Source organism: Mesorhizobium sp. P3_A9 (assembly GCF_056402975.1).
The window spans coordinates 1-13,372 of the sequence record NZ_JBFUGJ010000159.1 but is presented as its reverse complement, the minus strand read 5'-3'; the positions used below and the strand labels follow the sequence as shown (position 1 = coordinate 13,372).

The 13,372-nt window shown below is 61.2% G+C and carries 13 protein-coding genes; 5 read left to right on the top strand and 8 right to left on the bottom strand.

The window, feature by feature from the left end; genetic code table 11:
- Together AC1DX0_RS20610 and rpoZ are read right to left on the bottom strand one after the other, a co-directional pair.
- On the bottom strand, positions 1–1,718 hold a 1,718-nt coding region (locus AC1DX0_RS20610), incomplete at its 3' end, for a RelA/SpoT family protein (protein WP_477356640.1).
- A gap of 128 nt (positions 1,719–1,846) precedes the next feature.
- A complete protein-coding gene (gene rpoZ / locus AC1DX0_RS20605; protein WP_013896382.1) occupies positions 1,847–2,248 on the bottom strand; it encodes a DNA-directed RNA polymerase subunit omega in 402 nt (133 codons plus the stop codon).
- Between the two features lie 326 nt (positions 2,249–2,574).
- Here rpoZ and AC1DX0_RS20600 point away from each other — a divergent pair, with 326 nt between their 5' ends.
- Complete coding sequence (locus AC1DX0_RS20600; protein WP_172230683.1) at positions 2,575–3,156, top strand: LabA-like NYN domain-containing protein; 582 nt, start codon at positions 2,575–2,577, stop codon at positions 3,154–3,156.
- A gap of 11 nt (positions 3,157–3,167) precedes the next feature.
- The gene (locus AC1DX0_RS20595) at positions 3,168–3,824 is read left to right on the top strand and encodes a uracil-DNA glycosylase (RefSeq protein ID WP_477356638.1); all 657 of its coding nucleotides are present in this window, start codon (positions 3,168–3,170) and stop codon (positions 3,822–3,824) included.
- A gap of 7 nt (positions 3,825–3,831) precedes the next feature.
- On the opposite strand, the gene AC1DX0_RS20590 is transcribed toward AC1DX0_RS20595, so the two are convergent.
- Positions 3,832–4,845 carry a zinc-binding alcohol dehydrogenase family protein gene (locus AC1DX0_RS20590; protein ID WP_477356636.1) on the bottom strand — a complete coding sequence of 338 codons (1,014 nt, stop codon included), beginning with the start codon at positions 4,843–4,845 and terminating at the stop codon, positions 3,832–3,834.
- A 110-nt stretch (positions 4,846–4,955) separates the two neighbouring features.
- On the opposite strand from AC1DX0_RS20590, the gene AC1DX0_RS20585 reads away from it, so the two are divergent.
- Complete coding sequence (locus AC1DX0_RS20585; protein ID WP_027045275.1) at positions 4,956–5,318, top strand: winged helix-turn-helix transcriptional regulator; 363 nt, start codon at positions 4,956–4,958, stop codon at positions 5,316–5,318.
- A gap of 144 nt (positions 5,319–5,462) precedes the next feature.
- Here AC1DX0_RS20585 and AC1DX0_RS20580 read toward each other — a convergent pair whose 3' ends face one another.
- The 3 genes from AC1DX0_RS20580 to dapA form a co-directional block, all read right to left on the bottom strand.
- The gene (locus AC1DX0_RS20580) at positions 5,463–6,173 is read right to left on the bottom strand and encodes a glycoside hydrolase family 25 protein (protein WP_477219455.1); all 711 of its coding nucleotides are present in this window, start codon (positions 6,171–6,173) and stop codon (positions 5,463–5,465) included.
- A gap of 64 nt (positions 6,174–6,237) precedes the next feature.
- Positions 6,238–6,717, bottom strand: a complete 480-nt coding sequence (smpB, locus tag AC1DX0_RS20575) for an SsrA-binding protein SmpB (RefSeq protein WP_224622928.1) — start codon at positions 6,715–6,717, stop codon at positions 6,238–6,240.
- 25 nt (positions 6,718–6,742) lie between these two features.
- Positions 6,743–7,624, bottom strand: coding sequence for a 4-hydroxy-tetrahydrodipicolinate synthase (gene dapA, locus AC1DX0_RS20570; protein ID WP_477219780.1), 882 nt, complete (start codon positions 7,622–7,624; stop codon positions 6,743–6,745).
- 352 nt (positions 7,625–7,976) lie between these two features.
- Between dapA and AC1DX0_RS20565 the strand changes: the two genes are divergently transcribed.
- On the top strand, positions 7,977–10,007 hold the full coding sequence (locus AC1DX0_RS20565) for a lytic transglycosylase domain-containing protein (protein ID WP_477356634.1): 2,031 nt from the start codon (positions 7,977–7,979) through the stop codon (positions 10,005–10,007).
- Positions 10,008–10,150: 143 nt separating this feature from the next.
- Positions 10,151–11,035, top strand: coding sequence for an alpha/beta fold hydrolase (locus tag AC1DX0_RS20560; protein ID WP_477219457.1), 885 nt, complete (start codon positions 10,151–10,153; stop codon positions 11,033–11,035).
- A 162-nt stretch (positions 11,036–11,197) separates the two neighbouring features.
- On the opposite strand, the gene AC1DX0_RS20555 is transcribed toward AC1DX0_RS20560, so the two are convergent.
- Together AC1DX0_RS20555 and AC1DX0_RS20550 are read right to left on the bottom strand one after the other, a co-directional pair.
- Entirely contained in the window at positions 11,198–12,223 is a 1,026-nt protein-coding gene (locus tag AC1DX0_RS20555) for a tyrosine-type recombinase/integrase (protein WP_477356642.1), read from the bottom strand.
- A 289-nt stretch (positions 12,224–12,512) separates the two neighbouring features.
- The coding region (locus AC1DX0_RS20550; RefSeq protein WP_477356632.1) for a porin at positions 12,513–13,372 on the bottom strand (860 nt) is incomplete at its 5' end.

Sequence of the window (13,372 nt, the reverse complement as noted above, 5' to 3'; positions counted from 1 at the left end):
GCGGCGTTGCGGATCTTCGACCAGCCCTCCTCGCGCTGCTTGGGYGCGGCCTGCGTSACGCGCTCGTCTTTGTAGTCKGGGAAGACCGCCTTCATGACGTCTGTGGAAGCAAGTTCGCCACGGCCGACGGACGCCAGCACATCCTCGATGTCCTTGCGCGCCAGCCGGTGCAGCACCGGCTTCAGGTTTTCCTTGGTGAAGGTCTTGCCGGCCCGCTCAAAGGCGCGCTCCAGAATGCGGGCGCCGAGGCCGGAATATTGCTTGCGGATGGCATTCTTGGTGGCGCGGCGGATGGCGGCGCGCGCCTTGCCGGTGACGACGACCGATTCCCAGGCGGCCGGGGGCACTTGCGCCTTGGAGCGGATGATCTCGACCTCGTCGCCATTCTTCAGTTCSGTCATCAGCGGCATGATGCGGCCATTGACCTTGGCGCCGACGCAGGTGTCGCCGACATCGGTGTGTACGGCGTAGGCGAAGTCGATGGGCGTCGCGCCGCGCGGCAGCGCGATCAGCAGACCCTTCGGCGTGAAGCAGAACACCTGGTCCTGGAACAGTTCCAGCTTGGTGTTTTCGAGGAAATCCTCGGGATTGTCGCCTTCGGCGAGCTGCTCGATGGTGCGCCGCAGCCAGGCATAGGCGTTGGTCTCCTTCGAGATCGCATGGCCGGCGCCGTTCGTCTTGCCGCCGGTGTCCTTGTAGATCGAGTGCGCCGCGACGCCGTATTCGGCGATCTTGTTCATCTCGCGGGTGCGTATCTGCAACTCTACGCGCTGGCGCGACGGCCCGACGATGGTGGTGTGGATCGAACGGTAGTCGTTCTGCTTCGGCGTCGAGATATAATCCTTGAAGCGGCCKGGCACCATCGACCACGCCGTGTGGATGGCGCCGAGCGCGCGATAACAGTCTTCGACGCTGTCGACGACGACGCGGAAGCCGAAGATGTCGGACAGCTGCTCGAAGGAAAGCGCCTTGGCCTCCATCTTGCGGAACACCGACCAGGGCTTCTTCTGCCGGCTCTTCACGCCGGCGTTGATGGCATGCTTTTCAAACAGCGCCGACAGCGCCTTTTCAATGTCGGTCAGCACGTCCTTGTTGCGCTCGAATATCTCGGCAAGCCGCGCGGTGACGGCACGATAGGCTTCCGGATTGATGAACCGGAAGGCGATCTCTTCCAGCTCCTCGCGCATGCCTTGCATGCCCATGCGCCCGGCCAGCGGCGCATAGATGTCCATCGTCTCCTCGGCAATGCGCAGGCGTTTGGCCTCGGGCATGTGGTCGAGGGTGCGCATATTGTGCAAACGGTCGGCGAGCTTGACCAGCAGCACGCGGACATCTTCCGAGATCGCCAGCAGCAGCTTGCGCAGGTTTTCCGCCTGCTCGGCCTTCTTGGAGACAAGGTCGAGCTTCTTCAGCTTGGTCAGGCCCTCGACCAGCTTGCCCATTTCSGGGCCGAACAGATCGTCGATCTCGGCYCGYGTCGCCGTGGTGTCCTCGATGGTGTCGTGCAGCAAAGCGACGGCGATCGTCGCCTCGTCCATGTGCATTTCGGTGAGGATGGCGGCGACTTCGAGCGGATGCGAGAAATACGGGTCGCCGGAAGCGCGCTTCTGGTGGCCATGCTTCTGCATGGCATAGACATAGGCCTTGTTGAGCAACGCCTCGTTGACGTCAGGCTTGTAGCGCTGGACGCGCTCGACAAGCTCATACTGACGCATCATGGGCGGAATCTCTCAGCGATGAAATGAATCATGCGCCGCACTGCTGTACGGCGCATGTCATAGATAGCCACGAAACTGCCGAGACGGAAGTGCCGCTGGATTGTTCCAGGCGCTTCCGGAGCGTTGTCTTAGTAGTCGTCGCTCTTTTCCGGCGGCACCAGACCCTCGATGCCGGCGAGCAGGTCTTCCTCGGTCATCCGATCGAACGTGACATTCTCCTCGGCGTCATCGGTGTCGGCGGCAGCAACGGCGCCGCCGGTCTGATCGGCGATCACCTCGCCATCGGCTTCGGGCTCGTCGACCTCGACATGCTTCTGCAGCGAATGGATCAGATCTTCCTTGAGATCGTCGGGCGACAATGTCTCGTCTGCGATCTCGCGCAAGGCGATGACCGGGTTCTTGTCGTTGTCGCGAGGAACGGTGATCTGCGCGCCCTGGCTGATCTGGCGAGCACGGTGGCCAGCCAAAAGCACCAGCTCGAAGCGGTTGTCGACCTTGTCGATGCAATCTTCAACGGTTACGCGGGCCATGGACTGCCCCTTTCATGCCTGGATTTGATGGAAAACAGGCGCGGTCCATAACCCGAACGCCGCCAAAATACAAGCATCATGCCAAAGTCGGCGCTGCAGGACACTCAATCGCGTGGTCAAACACCCGATTGAAGCAGAACGCCGTTGTGTCCATGGCGTTCGACGCCGCGATCACAATTGCTTGCATTGCCCCATCACGCCTTGGATTGCCGCCAAACTGGCGTTATCTCGGATGGACAAGGTCAGCCGGTTTATTATGAGCCAGACCGATAGTCGCTACCGCATTTCGTTTAGACGGCCGCATTTTTCGAAAAGGAATATTTTCCATGTTCGACCCYCGTGAAAAAATCGCKCTKTTCATCGACGGCGCCAATCTYTACGCCACGTCGCGGGCGCTCGGCTTCGACATCGACTATCGCAAGCTGCTGTCGAGTTTCCAGAAGCGCGGCTATCTCTTGCGCGCCTATTATTACACGGCGCTGGTCGAGGATCAGGAATACTCCTCGATCCGCCCCCTGATCGACTGGCTCGACTATAACGGCTTCAAGGTGGTGACCAAGCCGGCCAAGGAATTCACCGACTCGACCGGCCGCCGCAAGATCAAGGGCAATATGGACATCGAACTCACCGTCGATGCGCTGGAACTCGCCGATGTCGTCGACCACTATGTCATCTTCTCCGGCGATGGCGACTTCCGCACGCTGGTCGAGGCGCTGCAGCGGCGTGGCCGCAAGGTGTCGATCGTCTCGACCATGGCCTCGCAGCCGCCGATGATCTCGGACGATCTGCGCCGCCAGGCCGACCATTTCATCGACCTGACGACGCTGAAGAGCGAAGTCGGCCGCGATCCCTCCGAACGGCCCGTTCGGCGGCCCGAACCGGCTGAAGTCGACGAGGACGACTACTGAGGCCGGTCGCCTTGACCACCCTTTCCGCTTCCGAACCGAACCGCGACTGCCCGCTCTGCCCGCGGCTGCATGATTTCATTGCCGAGTGGCGGCAGCGCGAGCCGTCCTGGTTCAATGCGCCGGTGCCGACTTTTTTGCCACTCGAGGGCGATGAAGCCGTTGAGCTTCTGATCGTCGGACTGGCGCCCGGCCTGCGTGGTGCCAACCGCACCGGGCGTCCCTTCACCGGCGACTATGCCGGCGATCTGCTCTAKTCCACGATGATTTCGCACGGGTTCGCGCGCGGGGAGTTCAAGGCGCGGCCCGATGACGGGCTGGAGCTTGTCGGTACGGCGATCACCAATGCTGTCCGCTGCGTACCGCCGGAAAACAAGCCGGTCGGCGCCGAAATCTCCACCTGCCGCACATTCCTTGTGCCGACGATCGCCCGGTTCCCAAACCTGCGCGCTGTGCTGGCGCTGGGGTCGATAGCGCACCAGTCGACGGTGCGGGCACTGGGCGGGCGTGTCGCCGCCTACCCGTTCAAGCATGGCGGGCAATTGCCGGCCGGCGGCATCACGCTGTTTTCGAGCTACCACTGCTCGCGCTACAACACCAACACTGGCGTCTTGACGGAAGCCATGTTCGTCAAAGTGTTCAGCGAGATCGCGACGTTCCTGCGGAAGTAGCCATTCTTCAGAACCCCTCCAGCACGATCTTGCCCTTGGTCTTGCCGGTCTCGATCAGCGCATGGGCGCGCTTCAGATTAGCGGCATTGATAGGACCGAAGGTTTCACCCAACGTGGTGCGGAGGGTGCCTTGATCGACAAGGCGTGACAGCTCGTTCAGATGCTCACCCTGGGCTGCCATGTCCTGCGTCTCGAACAGCGAGCGGGTGAACATCAGTTCCCAATGCACAGAAACGCTCTTGCGCTTGAACGGATTGATATCGAGCGTCTGGGGGTCGTCGATCAAACCGAACCGGCCCTGCGGTGCGATCAATTCTGCGATCTCGGCGAGGTGCCGGTCGGTGTTGGTTGTCGAGAACACGAAGGCTGGCGCGCCGATGCCGAGGGCTGCGACTTCTGCAGCCAACGGCTTGGAATGATCGATGACGTGATGGGCGCCAAGATCAAGCACCCAGTCGCGTGTCTCTGGCCTCGATGCAGTGGCGATCACCGTCAGATCGGTCAGTTGGCGCGCAAGCTGGACCGCAATCGAGCCGACGCCACCGGCGCCGCCGATGATCACGATGGCATTCGCAGCGCCCACGACATGCTTCTTCACGTCAAGGCGATCGAACAGCGCCTCAAAGGCGGTGATCGCCGTCAGTGGCAGCGCCGCCGCCTGCGCATAGTCGAGCGAGCCGGGCTTGCGGCCGACRAGGCGCTCGTCGACAAGGTGGAAYTCGGCATTGGTGCCTTGCGGCGYGAGCGCACMGGAATAGAAGACRTCGTCGCCRSGCTTGAACAGGCTGGCRTCCGGACCGGTCGCCGCGACCYGRCCGGCRGCGTCCCAACCRAGCACSCGCCAGCTYCCGGCTTCGGGTYTGGCRYTTCGCCGKATCTTGGTGTCGACCGGATTGACCGAAATYGCCTTCACCTCGACCAGCAGTTGACGGCCTTTCGGCTCCGGCTTGGGCAGGTCGATATCGACGAGAGAGGCCTCATCGGTGATGGGGGCTGGGATTTGATAGCCGACGGCGCGCATTCTGGTCTCCGCGATTGCTGTTGAGCGTTGTGTCGGGCAGAGATGCGAATTATGTGCGTAAAGCGCAAGAATGCACATATAAAGCACATAGTGTCGAAAAGGATACCGTCATGCCGCGCATCCGCCATGAGCGATTCGATTGCAGCCCAGGCTGCACCGTGGAGGGAACGCTCCGCTATATCGACGGAAAGTGGAAAGGCGTCGTGCTCTACCATCTGTTCGAGGGCACGCTGCGCTTCAACGAGATCCGCCGGCGCATTCCCAACTGCACGCAGCGCATGCTGACCAACCAGCTGCGAGAACTGGAAGCCGATGGGCTGATTGCCCGCAAGATCTATCCGGAAGTGCCGCCGAAGGTGGAATACAGCCTGACGCCGCGCGGCAGAAGCCTGGAACCGGTGATCACCGCCCTGAAGGTGTGGGGCGATGCGAATGTGACGCTGGCGCCCCAGGTTTCGCAGGCAGCGGCTTGAAGCGGCGGCGGCAGGAGTTGGCTGGGTTGACACCGGCAGCAGGGTGTCCGGCAGAACCCGGATCGTCAATATTTGCAACGGCATAGCCCGACTTGTGAAGAAACAGATTCGGACGTTCACCCCGATCGAATCGGCCTGAAGACCTCAATTCGCCGGCGCGAGCAGAGACGCCAATCTGTCCTGCCCGCCCTGCAGGACGTTCAGATCGACATCACCCGCGATACCGTCGACGCGCCCCCTGTTGTGATACTGCCAATAGACCCAGTCGTGGCGATCCGGCTCCAACAGCAAGGAGCGAAGCCAGAGCGGGCGGGTGGCGATCTGGCCGGCATAGGCGGCCTCGGCCTCATCGGTCAGATAGACGATTGCCGTCTTGCCGAATGCCGCCTCGACGGGTCCGAGGAAAGCCTGGAGTTCGGCATTCAACTGTTCGGGCGACGGACGCTGCGGACAATTGCCGCCGAACTCGATGTCGACGACCGGCGGCAGCAAGGGCTGATCGTGCGGCACGACCGAGATGAAATTCTTCGCCTGGTCGGCGCCCGGCCGGCAGAAGGTGAAGAAATGATAGGCGCCGACGGCGAGGCCAGCCGCACGCGCCTCACGCAGATTCTTGGCAAAGGCGCGATCGACATGATCGCCGCCCTCGGTCGCCTTGATGATGGTGAAGGCGACATCGTCGGCGGCAACACGCCGCCAGTCGATCTCGCCCTGATGATGGGAGACGTCGATGCCTCTGACCGGATATCTGCCACGGTCSGGAGAATAGGTGTGGAAGTAAACAAAGCCACCAGCCACGGCCAGCGCTGCGAAAACCAGACTCGCTGTCCCCCAAAGGACCAACCGTTTTTTCAAATCAGCAGCCCCATGCAGTCAGCCGGCTAGCTGCACTGTCATTGCCAAGAATGGCAACTTGGTGTCACCCACGCTCCTTGAGCAGCCGGCCCTTCTCGCGCGACCAGTCGCGCTGCTTCTCGGTCTCGCGCTTGTCGTGCAATTTCTTGCCGCGGCCGACAGCGAGCAGCAGCTTGGCACGGCCCTGGTCGTTGAAATAGATTTTTAGCGGCACCAGCGTCATGCCTTCACGGTCGACGCTTTGCGACAGTTTCGCCATCTCGCGCTTGTTGAGCAGGAGTTTGCGGCGCCGCCTGGGCTCGTGGTTGAAGCGGTTGGCCTGCAGATATTCCGGCAGATAGGAGTTGATCAGCCAGATCTCGCCACCCTCCACCGAGGCGTAGCTGTCCTGGATGTTGGCCTGGCCCTGGCGCAGCGACTTGACCTCGGTGCCGGTCAGCACCAGGCCGGCCTCGACCGTGTCGAGCACCTCATAGGAAAACCGCGCCTTGCGGTTTTCCGCAACGGTCTTGTTGTTGGGATCGGCTTTTCTGACTTGATTCATGATGTGGAGAGGTGGCGCCTCATCCTCAATTAATCAAGCCGGCGTGCTTCAATGCCGCGTCAAGCTTCAACGCAGTCGACTCCTCGACCGTGACAAGAGGCGACCGAAGCACGTTCTCGATCTTGCCGAGCTTCCAAAGCGCATACTTTGCACCGGAAACGCCGGGTTCGAGAAAGATCGCCTTGTGCAATGGCAGCAGGCGATCCTGCAATTCCAGCGCCTTGGCGCTGTCACCGGACAGGGTCGCCTCCTGAAACTCCGCGCAAAGCCGCGGCGCGACGTTCGAAGTCACCGAAATAGCGCCGACGCCGCCATGCGCGTTGAAGCCGAGTGCCGAAGCGTCCTCGCCTGAAAGCTGGATGAAATCCTTGCCGCAGGTCATCCGTTGCTCGGAGACACGCTCGACCTTGCCGGTGGCATCCTTGACGCCGACGATGTTCTTGAAGTCGTGCGTCAACCGGCCCATCGTCTCGGGCATCATGTCGATGACCGAGCGCGGCGGGATGTTGTAGATGATAATCGGCAGCTTGGTCGCCCTGGCGACAGCGGCGAAGTGCTCGTAGAGGCCGCGCTGTGTCGGCCTGTTGTAATAGGGTGTGACGACCAGGGCGGCATCCGCGCCGGCCTTCTCGGCATATTGTACAAGCCCGACCGCTTCTTCGGTATTGTTGGAGCCAGCACCGGCGACGACCGGGACGCGACCCTTGGCCACCTCGATGCAGACCTTGATGACATGGCGGTGCTCATCATGCGACAGCGTCGGCGACTCGCCGGTCGTGCCCACCGGAACTAGACCGGTCGTGCCTTCCCCCAGCTGCCATTCGACAAACGCGCGAAAGGCTTTCTCGTCGAAACGCCCGCTCTTTTCGAACGGTGTCACGAGCGCAGTAAGCGAGCCTCTCAGCATGTCGTCCAACTCCTTGGGACTTCTTTGTTTGTGCATGTCGTTATCCCAAAACCGGTATCCACTTTTGGGCGACATGCATCTTTGGTTTATGCATGTCGTTGTTCCCAAAACCGGTATCCACTTTTGGGGCGACATGCATCGGTGTTTTTGTCGTGCGCGCCTTCTAACCGAAAGCGAAGCGGCGCACCATAGTCTCGACATGGTTGCGCGGCAAGCATTGCCATGGTGCCAGCAAACGCAATTCGAACGGCCTCGATAACTCTTTGTTTACGAGCCCTTCACGACCTAAGTTTAGGCTTCGAGGCTTCTTCGCCTGCTGATAAAATGCTGGATTAGGGAAAGACACGAGATCATGCCGACGCGTCGGCCCCACCTCTTCGCGCTGCTTGGCGCCATTGCCGGGCTGATGCCCGGCGTGGCGATCAGCGGCAGCGTCGATGCGCGGGTCACCTCGGCAATTCCGATGCCGAGCCCGCAGGACAGCGCACAGCAGGCCCCCTCGCCCAGCGTCGCGCTTTTGAAGAGCGGGCTGGACGCTCTGGCGGCCGGCGATATCACGGGCGCCCGTGGCGTGCGCGATGCGCTTCCCGCTCAATCGCTCGACCAGCACATACTGGCCTGGGCGATCGCGCTTTATGGCGGCGACAAGGTTCCAAGCGGCGACATCGCCGCCGCCGCGAAGATGCTGCCCAACTGGCCGGGCACGGTTGCCCTGCGCAAGAACAGCGAGCGCGCGCTCTACAGGGAAAACCCCGCCGCCGACATCGTCATTGCGGCGTTCGATGGCAGCCAGCCGCAGACATTCGAAGGCGTCATGGTTCTCGCCCGCGCCTATGTGGCGACGGGCGACGTCAAGGCGGCACRCTCGGTGCTGTCGCCGTTCTGGCGCACCACGATCCTTGAAGCCAAGGACGAGACGGCGCTGATCAAGGAATTCGGCAGCCTGATCCCTGCCGCCGACTACCGTTTTCGCATGGACCGCATGTTCTATGCCGACAGGGTGAATTCCGCGCTGCGCATTGCCGGCCTTGCCGGCGCCCAGCAGTTTGCCGAGGCCTGGGCCGCGGCCGACAGAGGCGACAAGAATGCGCTGAAACTGCTGAAGGCAGTGCCGGCATCCCAGCGTTCGGCCGGCTACTTCTTCGCGCAGGCGGAATATCTGCGCAAGCAGGAGGACTTTGCCGGTGCCGCGGCCGTCGTGATGAAGGCGCCGACCGACCGCGAGGCTCTGGTCGATCCGGACGCCTGGTGGGTCGAGCGCCGGGTGCTGTCACGCGAACTGGTCGACCAGGGTGACATGAAGACGGCGTACAAGATCGTCGCCACGCATGCCGCCGAAAGTGCAGCCAATGCGGCCGAGGCCGAATTCCATGCCGGCTGGTATGCACTGCGCGGCCTCAACGACCCCAAGCTTGCCGCGACGCATTTTTCGCGCATTGCCGACCTTGCCCAAGGGCCTATGACCCTGTCACGCGCCTATTACTGGCTCGGCCGCGCGGCGGAAGTCGGCGGCCCGGGCAATGCCAAGGACTATTTTGGGCGCGCCGCCGCCTACGGCACGACCTTTTACGGCCAGCTTGCCGCCGAACGCGTCGGTCGGCAGGCGCTCAACATCGTCTATCCCACGCCAAGTGCCGCCGACCGGCAGAATTTTGCTGGCCGCGAAGCCGTCAGCGCCATCAAGCGGTTGCAAGAGGCAGGCTATGACCGTTATGCCGAGACGCTCTATCGCGACCTTGCCGGCCAGTTGACCAGCCCAGGCGAACTGACGCTGCTCGCTGTCCTTGCCGAGAAGCAGGACAATCATTTCATGGCGCTGAAGGTCGGCAAGATCGCCGGGGCACGCGGCATCGATGTCGGTGCGCTTTCGCACCCGCTCGGCGTCATCCCTGATTCGGCCAATATTTCCGGCTCGGGCAAGGCACTGGCCTATGCGATCGCCCGCCAGGAGAGCGAATTCAACGTCGGTGCCGTATCAAGTGCCGGCGCGCGCGGGCTGCTGCAGCTGATGCCGGGAACCGCCAGGCAACTGGCGAAGAAGGCCGGGCTGCAGTTTTCGCAGGCGCGGCTGACCACCGACGCCGGCTATAACGCGACACTCGGTTCAGCCTTCCTCGGCGAACAGCTCGACCGCTTCAACGGCTCCTATGTGCTGACCTTCGCCGGTTACAATGCCGGCCCCAACCGGGCCAGCCAGTGGGTGGCGAAATACGGCGACCCACGCGGCAAGGACATCGATGCGGTGGTGGACTGGATCGAGCGGATTCCCTACACGGAAACAAGAAGTTACGTGCAGCGCGTGATGGAGAATTACGAGGTCTACAAGATGCGTATTTCCGGCAAATACGACATCGTCGGCGACCTGGTGAACGGGCGCAGCTGAGGGCTCGACAGGCACCTTCACAAACGCCGCTGATCTCCACAAGGGTGAGATCGGCAGTTCGATGTCACCCTGCTATTTGACCGCTCCCACTCTCACCTGTAGCAGTCCGAGACGATCCCGCAGCAAGAAGGTGGCGTGTCCAGATGTCGAGCACCGAAGGCTTTTCCGACTTCTTCTACAGCGCGCCGGATGGGCTGAGACTTCATGCGCGCGTCTATGGCGAATCGAATTCCGGACACTGGCCGGTCGTCTGCCTTCCCGGTCTGACCCGTAACGCGCGGGACTTTCACGCGCTGGCACTTTATCTTTCGACGCGATCCCCGGTACCGCACAAGGTGGTTGCCTTCGACTATCGCGGACGCGGACAGTCGGCCTACGATTCCGATGTCAGCCACTATAATGTCGGCGTCGAGGCCGGCGACATCCTTGCCGGGCTGGCCGCACTCGGCATCGAGGAGGCGGCTTTCATCGGCACCTCGCGTGGCGGACTGATCATCCATGTGCTTGGCGCCCTGCGGCCGGCCATGCTGAAAGCAATCGTTCTCAACGATATCGGGCCGGTGATCGAGCCGGCCGGCCTAGCCCACATCCAGTCCTACCTGGAACGCGCACCGAAGCCGAGAGCTTTCGCCGAGGTGGTGAATGCCCAGCGCAGCGTTCACGGCAAGGATTTTCCCATACTCACCGACGCCGACTGGGCGCGGATGGTGGGGACGCTCTACCGGGAAACAGATCAAGGGCTGCTGCCGGATTTCGATCCAAAACTGGTCGACACGGTCGCCAGTCTCGACCTGTCGCAGCCTTTGCCAGCCCTGTGGCCGCAATTCGACGCGCTGGTGGCCATTCCCTTGCTCACCATCCGTGGCGCCAATTCAAGATTGCTGTCGGCGGACACCATGCGGCAAATGCGAGCGCATCATCCGGCGATGGAAACGATCACGGTCGACGGCCAAGGTCACGCGCCATTCCTCGAAACCGGCAGCCTTCCCAGCGATATATCGGCCTTCCTTGATCGAGCTGAGCGCTAAAGCGCGTCGCGTCTGAACGGATCCATGCGACGCACTTTATGCACGTCGCCCTTCCAAAACAGAGGTCACTTTTGGGGCGACATGCATTAGACCAAAAAAGTAAACCCCAAGACCAGATCCGGTCCTGGGGTTATCATGACAGTATATGCAAGGCCGGCGGAACTATTTGGCCTTCGAGCTTTTCCCAGACGCTTTAGCCGGCTTCGCCGCGATCGCCTCTGTCGTCTGGCCCCGCTTTGACGTCGAAGCGGTCAGCGGAGACGAGAACACCGAGCCTTCGGCACCGTGTGGCGACGCTTCGCCTCGCGGCGTTTCCAGCACCACGACACAGCCGTCGAGATCGTTGGTGGCCAGATGCGCGTAGCGCATGGTCATCGACAGGGTCTGATGGCCGAGCCACATCTGCACGCGCCTGATGTCAATGCCGCCCTGGACAAGGCGCGAGGCGCAGGTGTGACGCAGGATGTGCGGTACGACCTGATCGTCGGCGCCGAGGCCGACTTCGGCCTTGGCGTCGTTCCAAATCGCACGGAACTGTGCCTGGCTGAGCTTGGTGAACGGGCCTTTGGGCCGGCGGCCTTCGGCTGGAGGCAGCTTGATCACCTCCTTGACGCGCTCGGTCATCGGAATGGTGCGGCTGCGGCCGGATTTGGTGATCCAGAAGGAGACGCGATGTTCCTGGATGTCGTTCCAGATCAGCCCGAGTGCTTCGCCAAGACGGCATCCGGTGTCGACCAGGAAGACGGAAAGCCTGTAGGCATCCTCACTGCGGCTCCTGATGGCAGAAAACAGCCTTGCCTCTTCCTCTCTCTCGAGGAAGCGAATCCGTCCGGCCCGCTCCTTCTGGCGGCGGAACTCGGGCAGGCTGTGGATATCTCCCATCTTGTAAGCCTTGCGCAGCAGTTTGCTGAGGGCAGCCATCTTYCGRTTGATGGTTGCGTTGCTGTTRCCGCGCTGGCGCAAGGTKCCGATAAGGTTATCRAGGGTRCTYTGGTCAAMGGCGCTGAAACGCTCSCCRAGGAGWATCTCATCTATTTCGCCGATGAAGGAGCTGACATTGTATTTATGCCGCCCATCATCCCAAAGTATGTCCCGGTAAGCTGAAAAAAGCTCTCCGACCCTGTACGACTTTACTTCTCTTATCTTGTTGTAGGTGTATTTGATCTTTGAGTTCTGAGAAGAAAACATCGAAAACGGATCCGGGGGGCTACCCTCTTGAATCGCTTCGTTGGTCATAATTCGTCTCACCCCCGAGTGGATAGATCAGCCCTATCCGCTTGGAAGCGTCCTTTCAAGAGATTTTAATCACGCGGTTGTGATCTCATCCGCCCATCAACGGATCCCACGATATCGTCCCGCGGATTTATTCAGCTACCAATTCCCCCTGTTCCTTCGTTTGCGTTGACCCAGTCACGAAACAAAAACAGCCCGGGCGTTKRTGCGCCCGGGCTGRATTTCACCTGTAAGGAACCAGCCCTTAGAAGGAGCGTTGGAAGCGGAGGATACCGCCGATGTTGCTCTTCTTTTCGGCGTGACCCCAGATCGACCCGTTGTCGATGGCGCCCTGACCAACGTTCTGGTAATCGACTTCGGCCGTGATCGTGAAGCCAGGAACGACGTCATAGGCGATGTTCGCRGCGAYGCCGAGGTCCTTCCMYTSGTCATACGAGAYCTGRGYGTTRAACGARGTCTTCTCGTTGAACTTGTAGGTGCCACCGCCCCACACAGCCCAGTTACCGCCCCAAATCTTGTACATGCCGCGACCAAACGCGTCGACAACGTTGTTGGCATTGTCGTTGAGGTTGTCGTCGGTGCCATAGCCACCCATGACCCACAGCGACAGTTCGTTCGAGACATTGACGTCCAAGCGGACCTTGCCAGCGACTTCTTCATAGTTGCTGTCGTAGGCGACAACGCCGGTGATCGCGCCCCAGCCCTGCGTCCACTTCACGCCGCCGACGACGTGCGGGACATAGCTGTCGATCGTGCCAACATTGCCATAGCCTTCTTCGAGCGAGACCACAGCCGAGAAGCCATTGCCGCCATCGAAGTAATACTGGACGACGTTGGTGTCGAAGCCGCCGTAAGGAACGATCGTATCCTGGATCACGTTGCCGGCGTAGCCGATGAACGTATCGAAGGCCGATTCATCCTTACCGACGCGAAGACCACCAAGCTGGATCCAAGCGAAGTTCAGCGAGATGCCCTTGTTGGCAGCGCCAGCATTGTAGCTCGAGGTGTAGCTATTGTAGCTAGCGCGACCGCTGTTGCGGGTGTTGCCGAARTTGAWKCGGGTCTCGGTGWAGGTCTTCAAGGTGCCGAGTTCGGTTTCCTGGC

Coding starts and splice junctions, on each gene's coding strand:
- dapA (WP_477219780.1), bottom strand. CDS start 7,624: ATGCTGAGAGGCTCGCTTACTGCGCTCGTGACACCGTTCGAAAAGAGC.
- AC1DX0_RS20585 (WP_027045275.1), top strand. CDS start 4,956: ATGCCGCGCATCCGCCATGAGCGATTCGATTGCAGCCCAGGCTGCACC.
- smpB (WP_224622928.1), bottom strand. CDS start 6,717: ATGAATCAAGTCAGAAAAGCCGATCCCAACAACAAGACCGTTGCGGAA.
- rpoZ (WP_013896382.1), bottom strand. CDS start 2,248: ATGGCCCGCGTAACCGTTGAAGATTGCATCGACAAGGTCGACAACCGC.
- AC1DX0_RS20560 (WP_477219457.1), top strand. CDS start 10,151: ATGTCGAGCACCGAAGGCTTTTCCGACTTCTTCTACAGCGCGCCGGAT.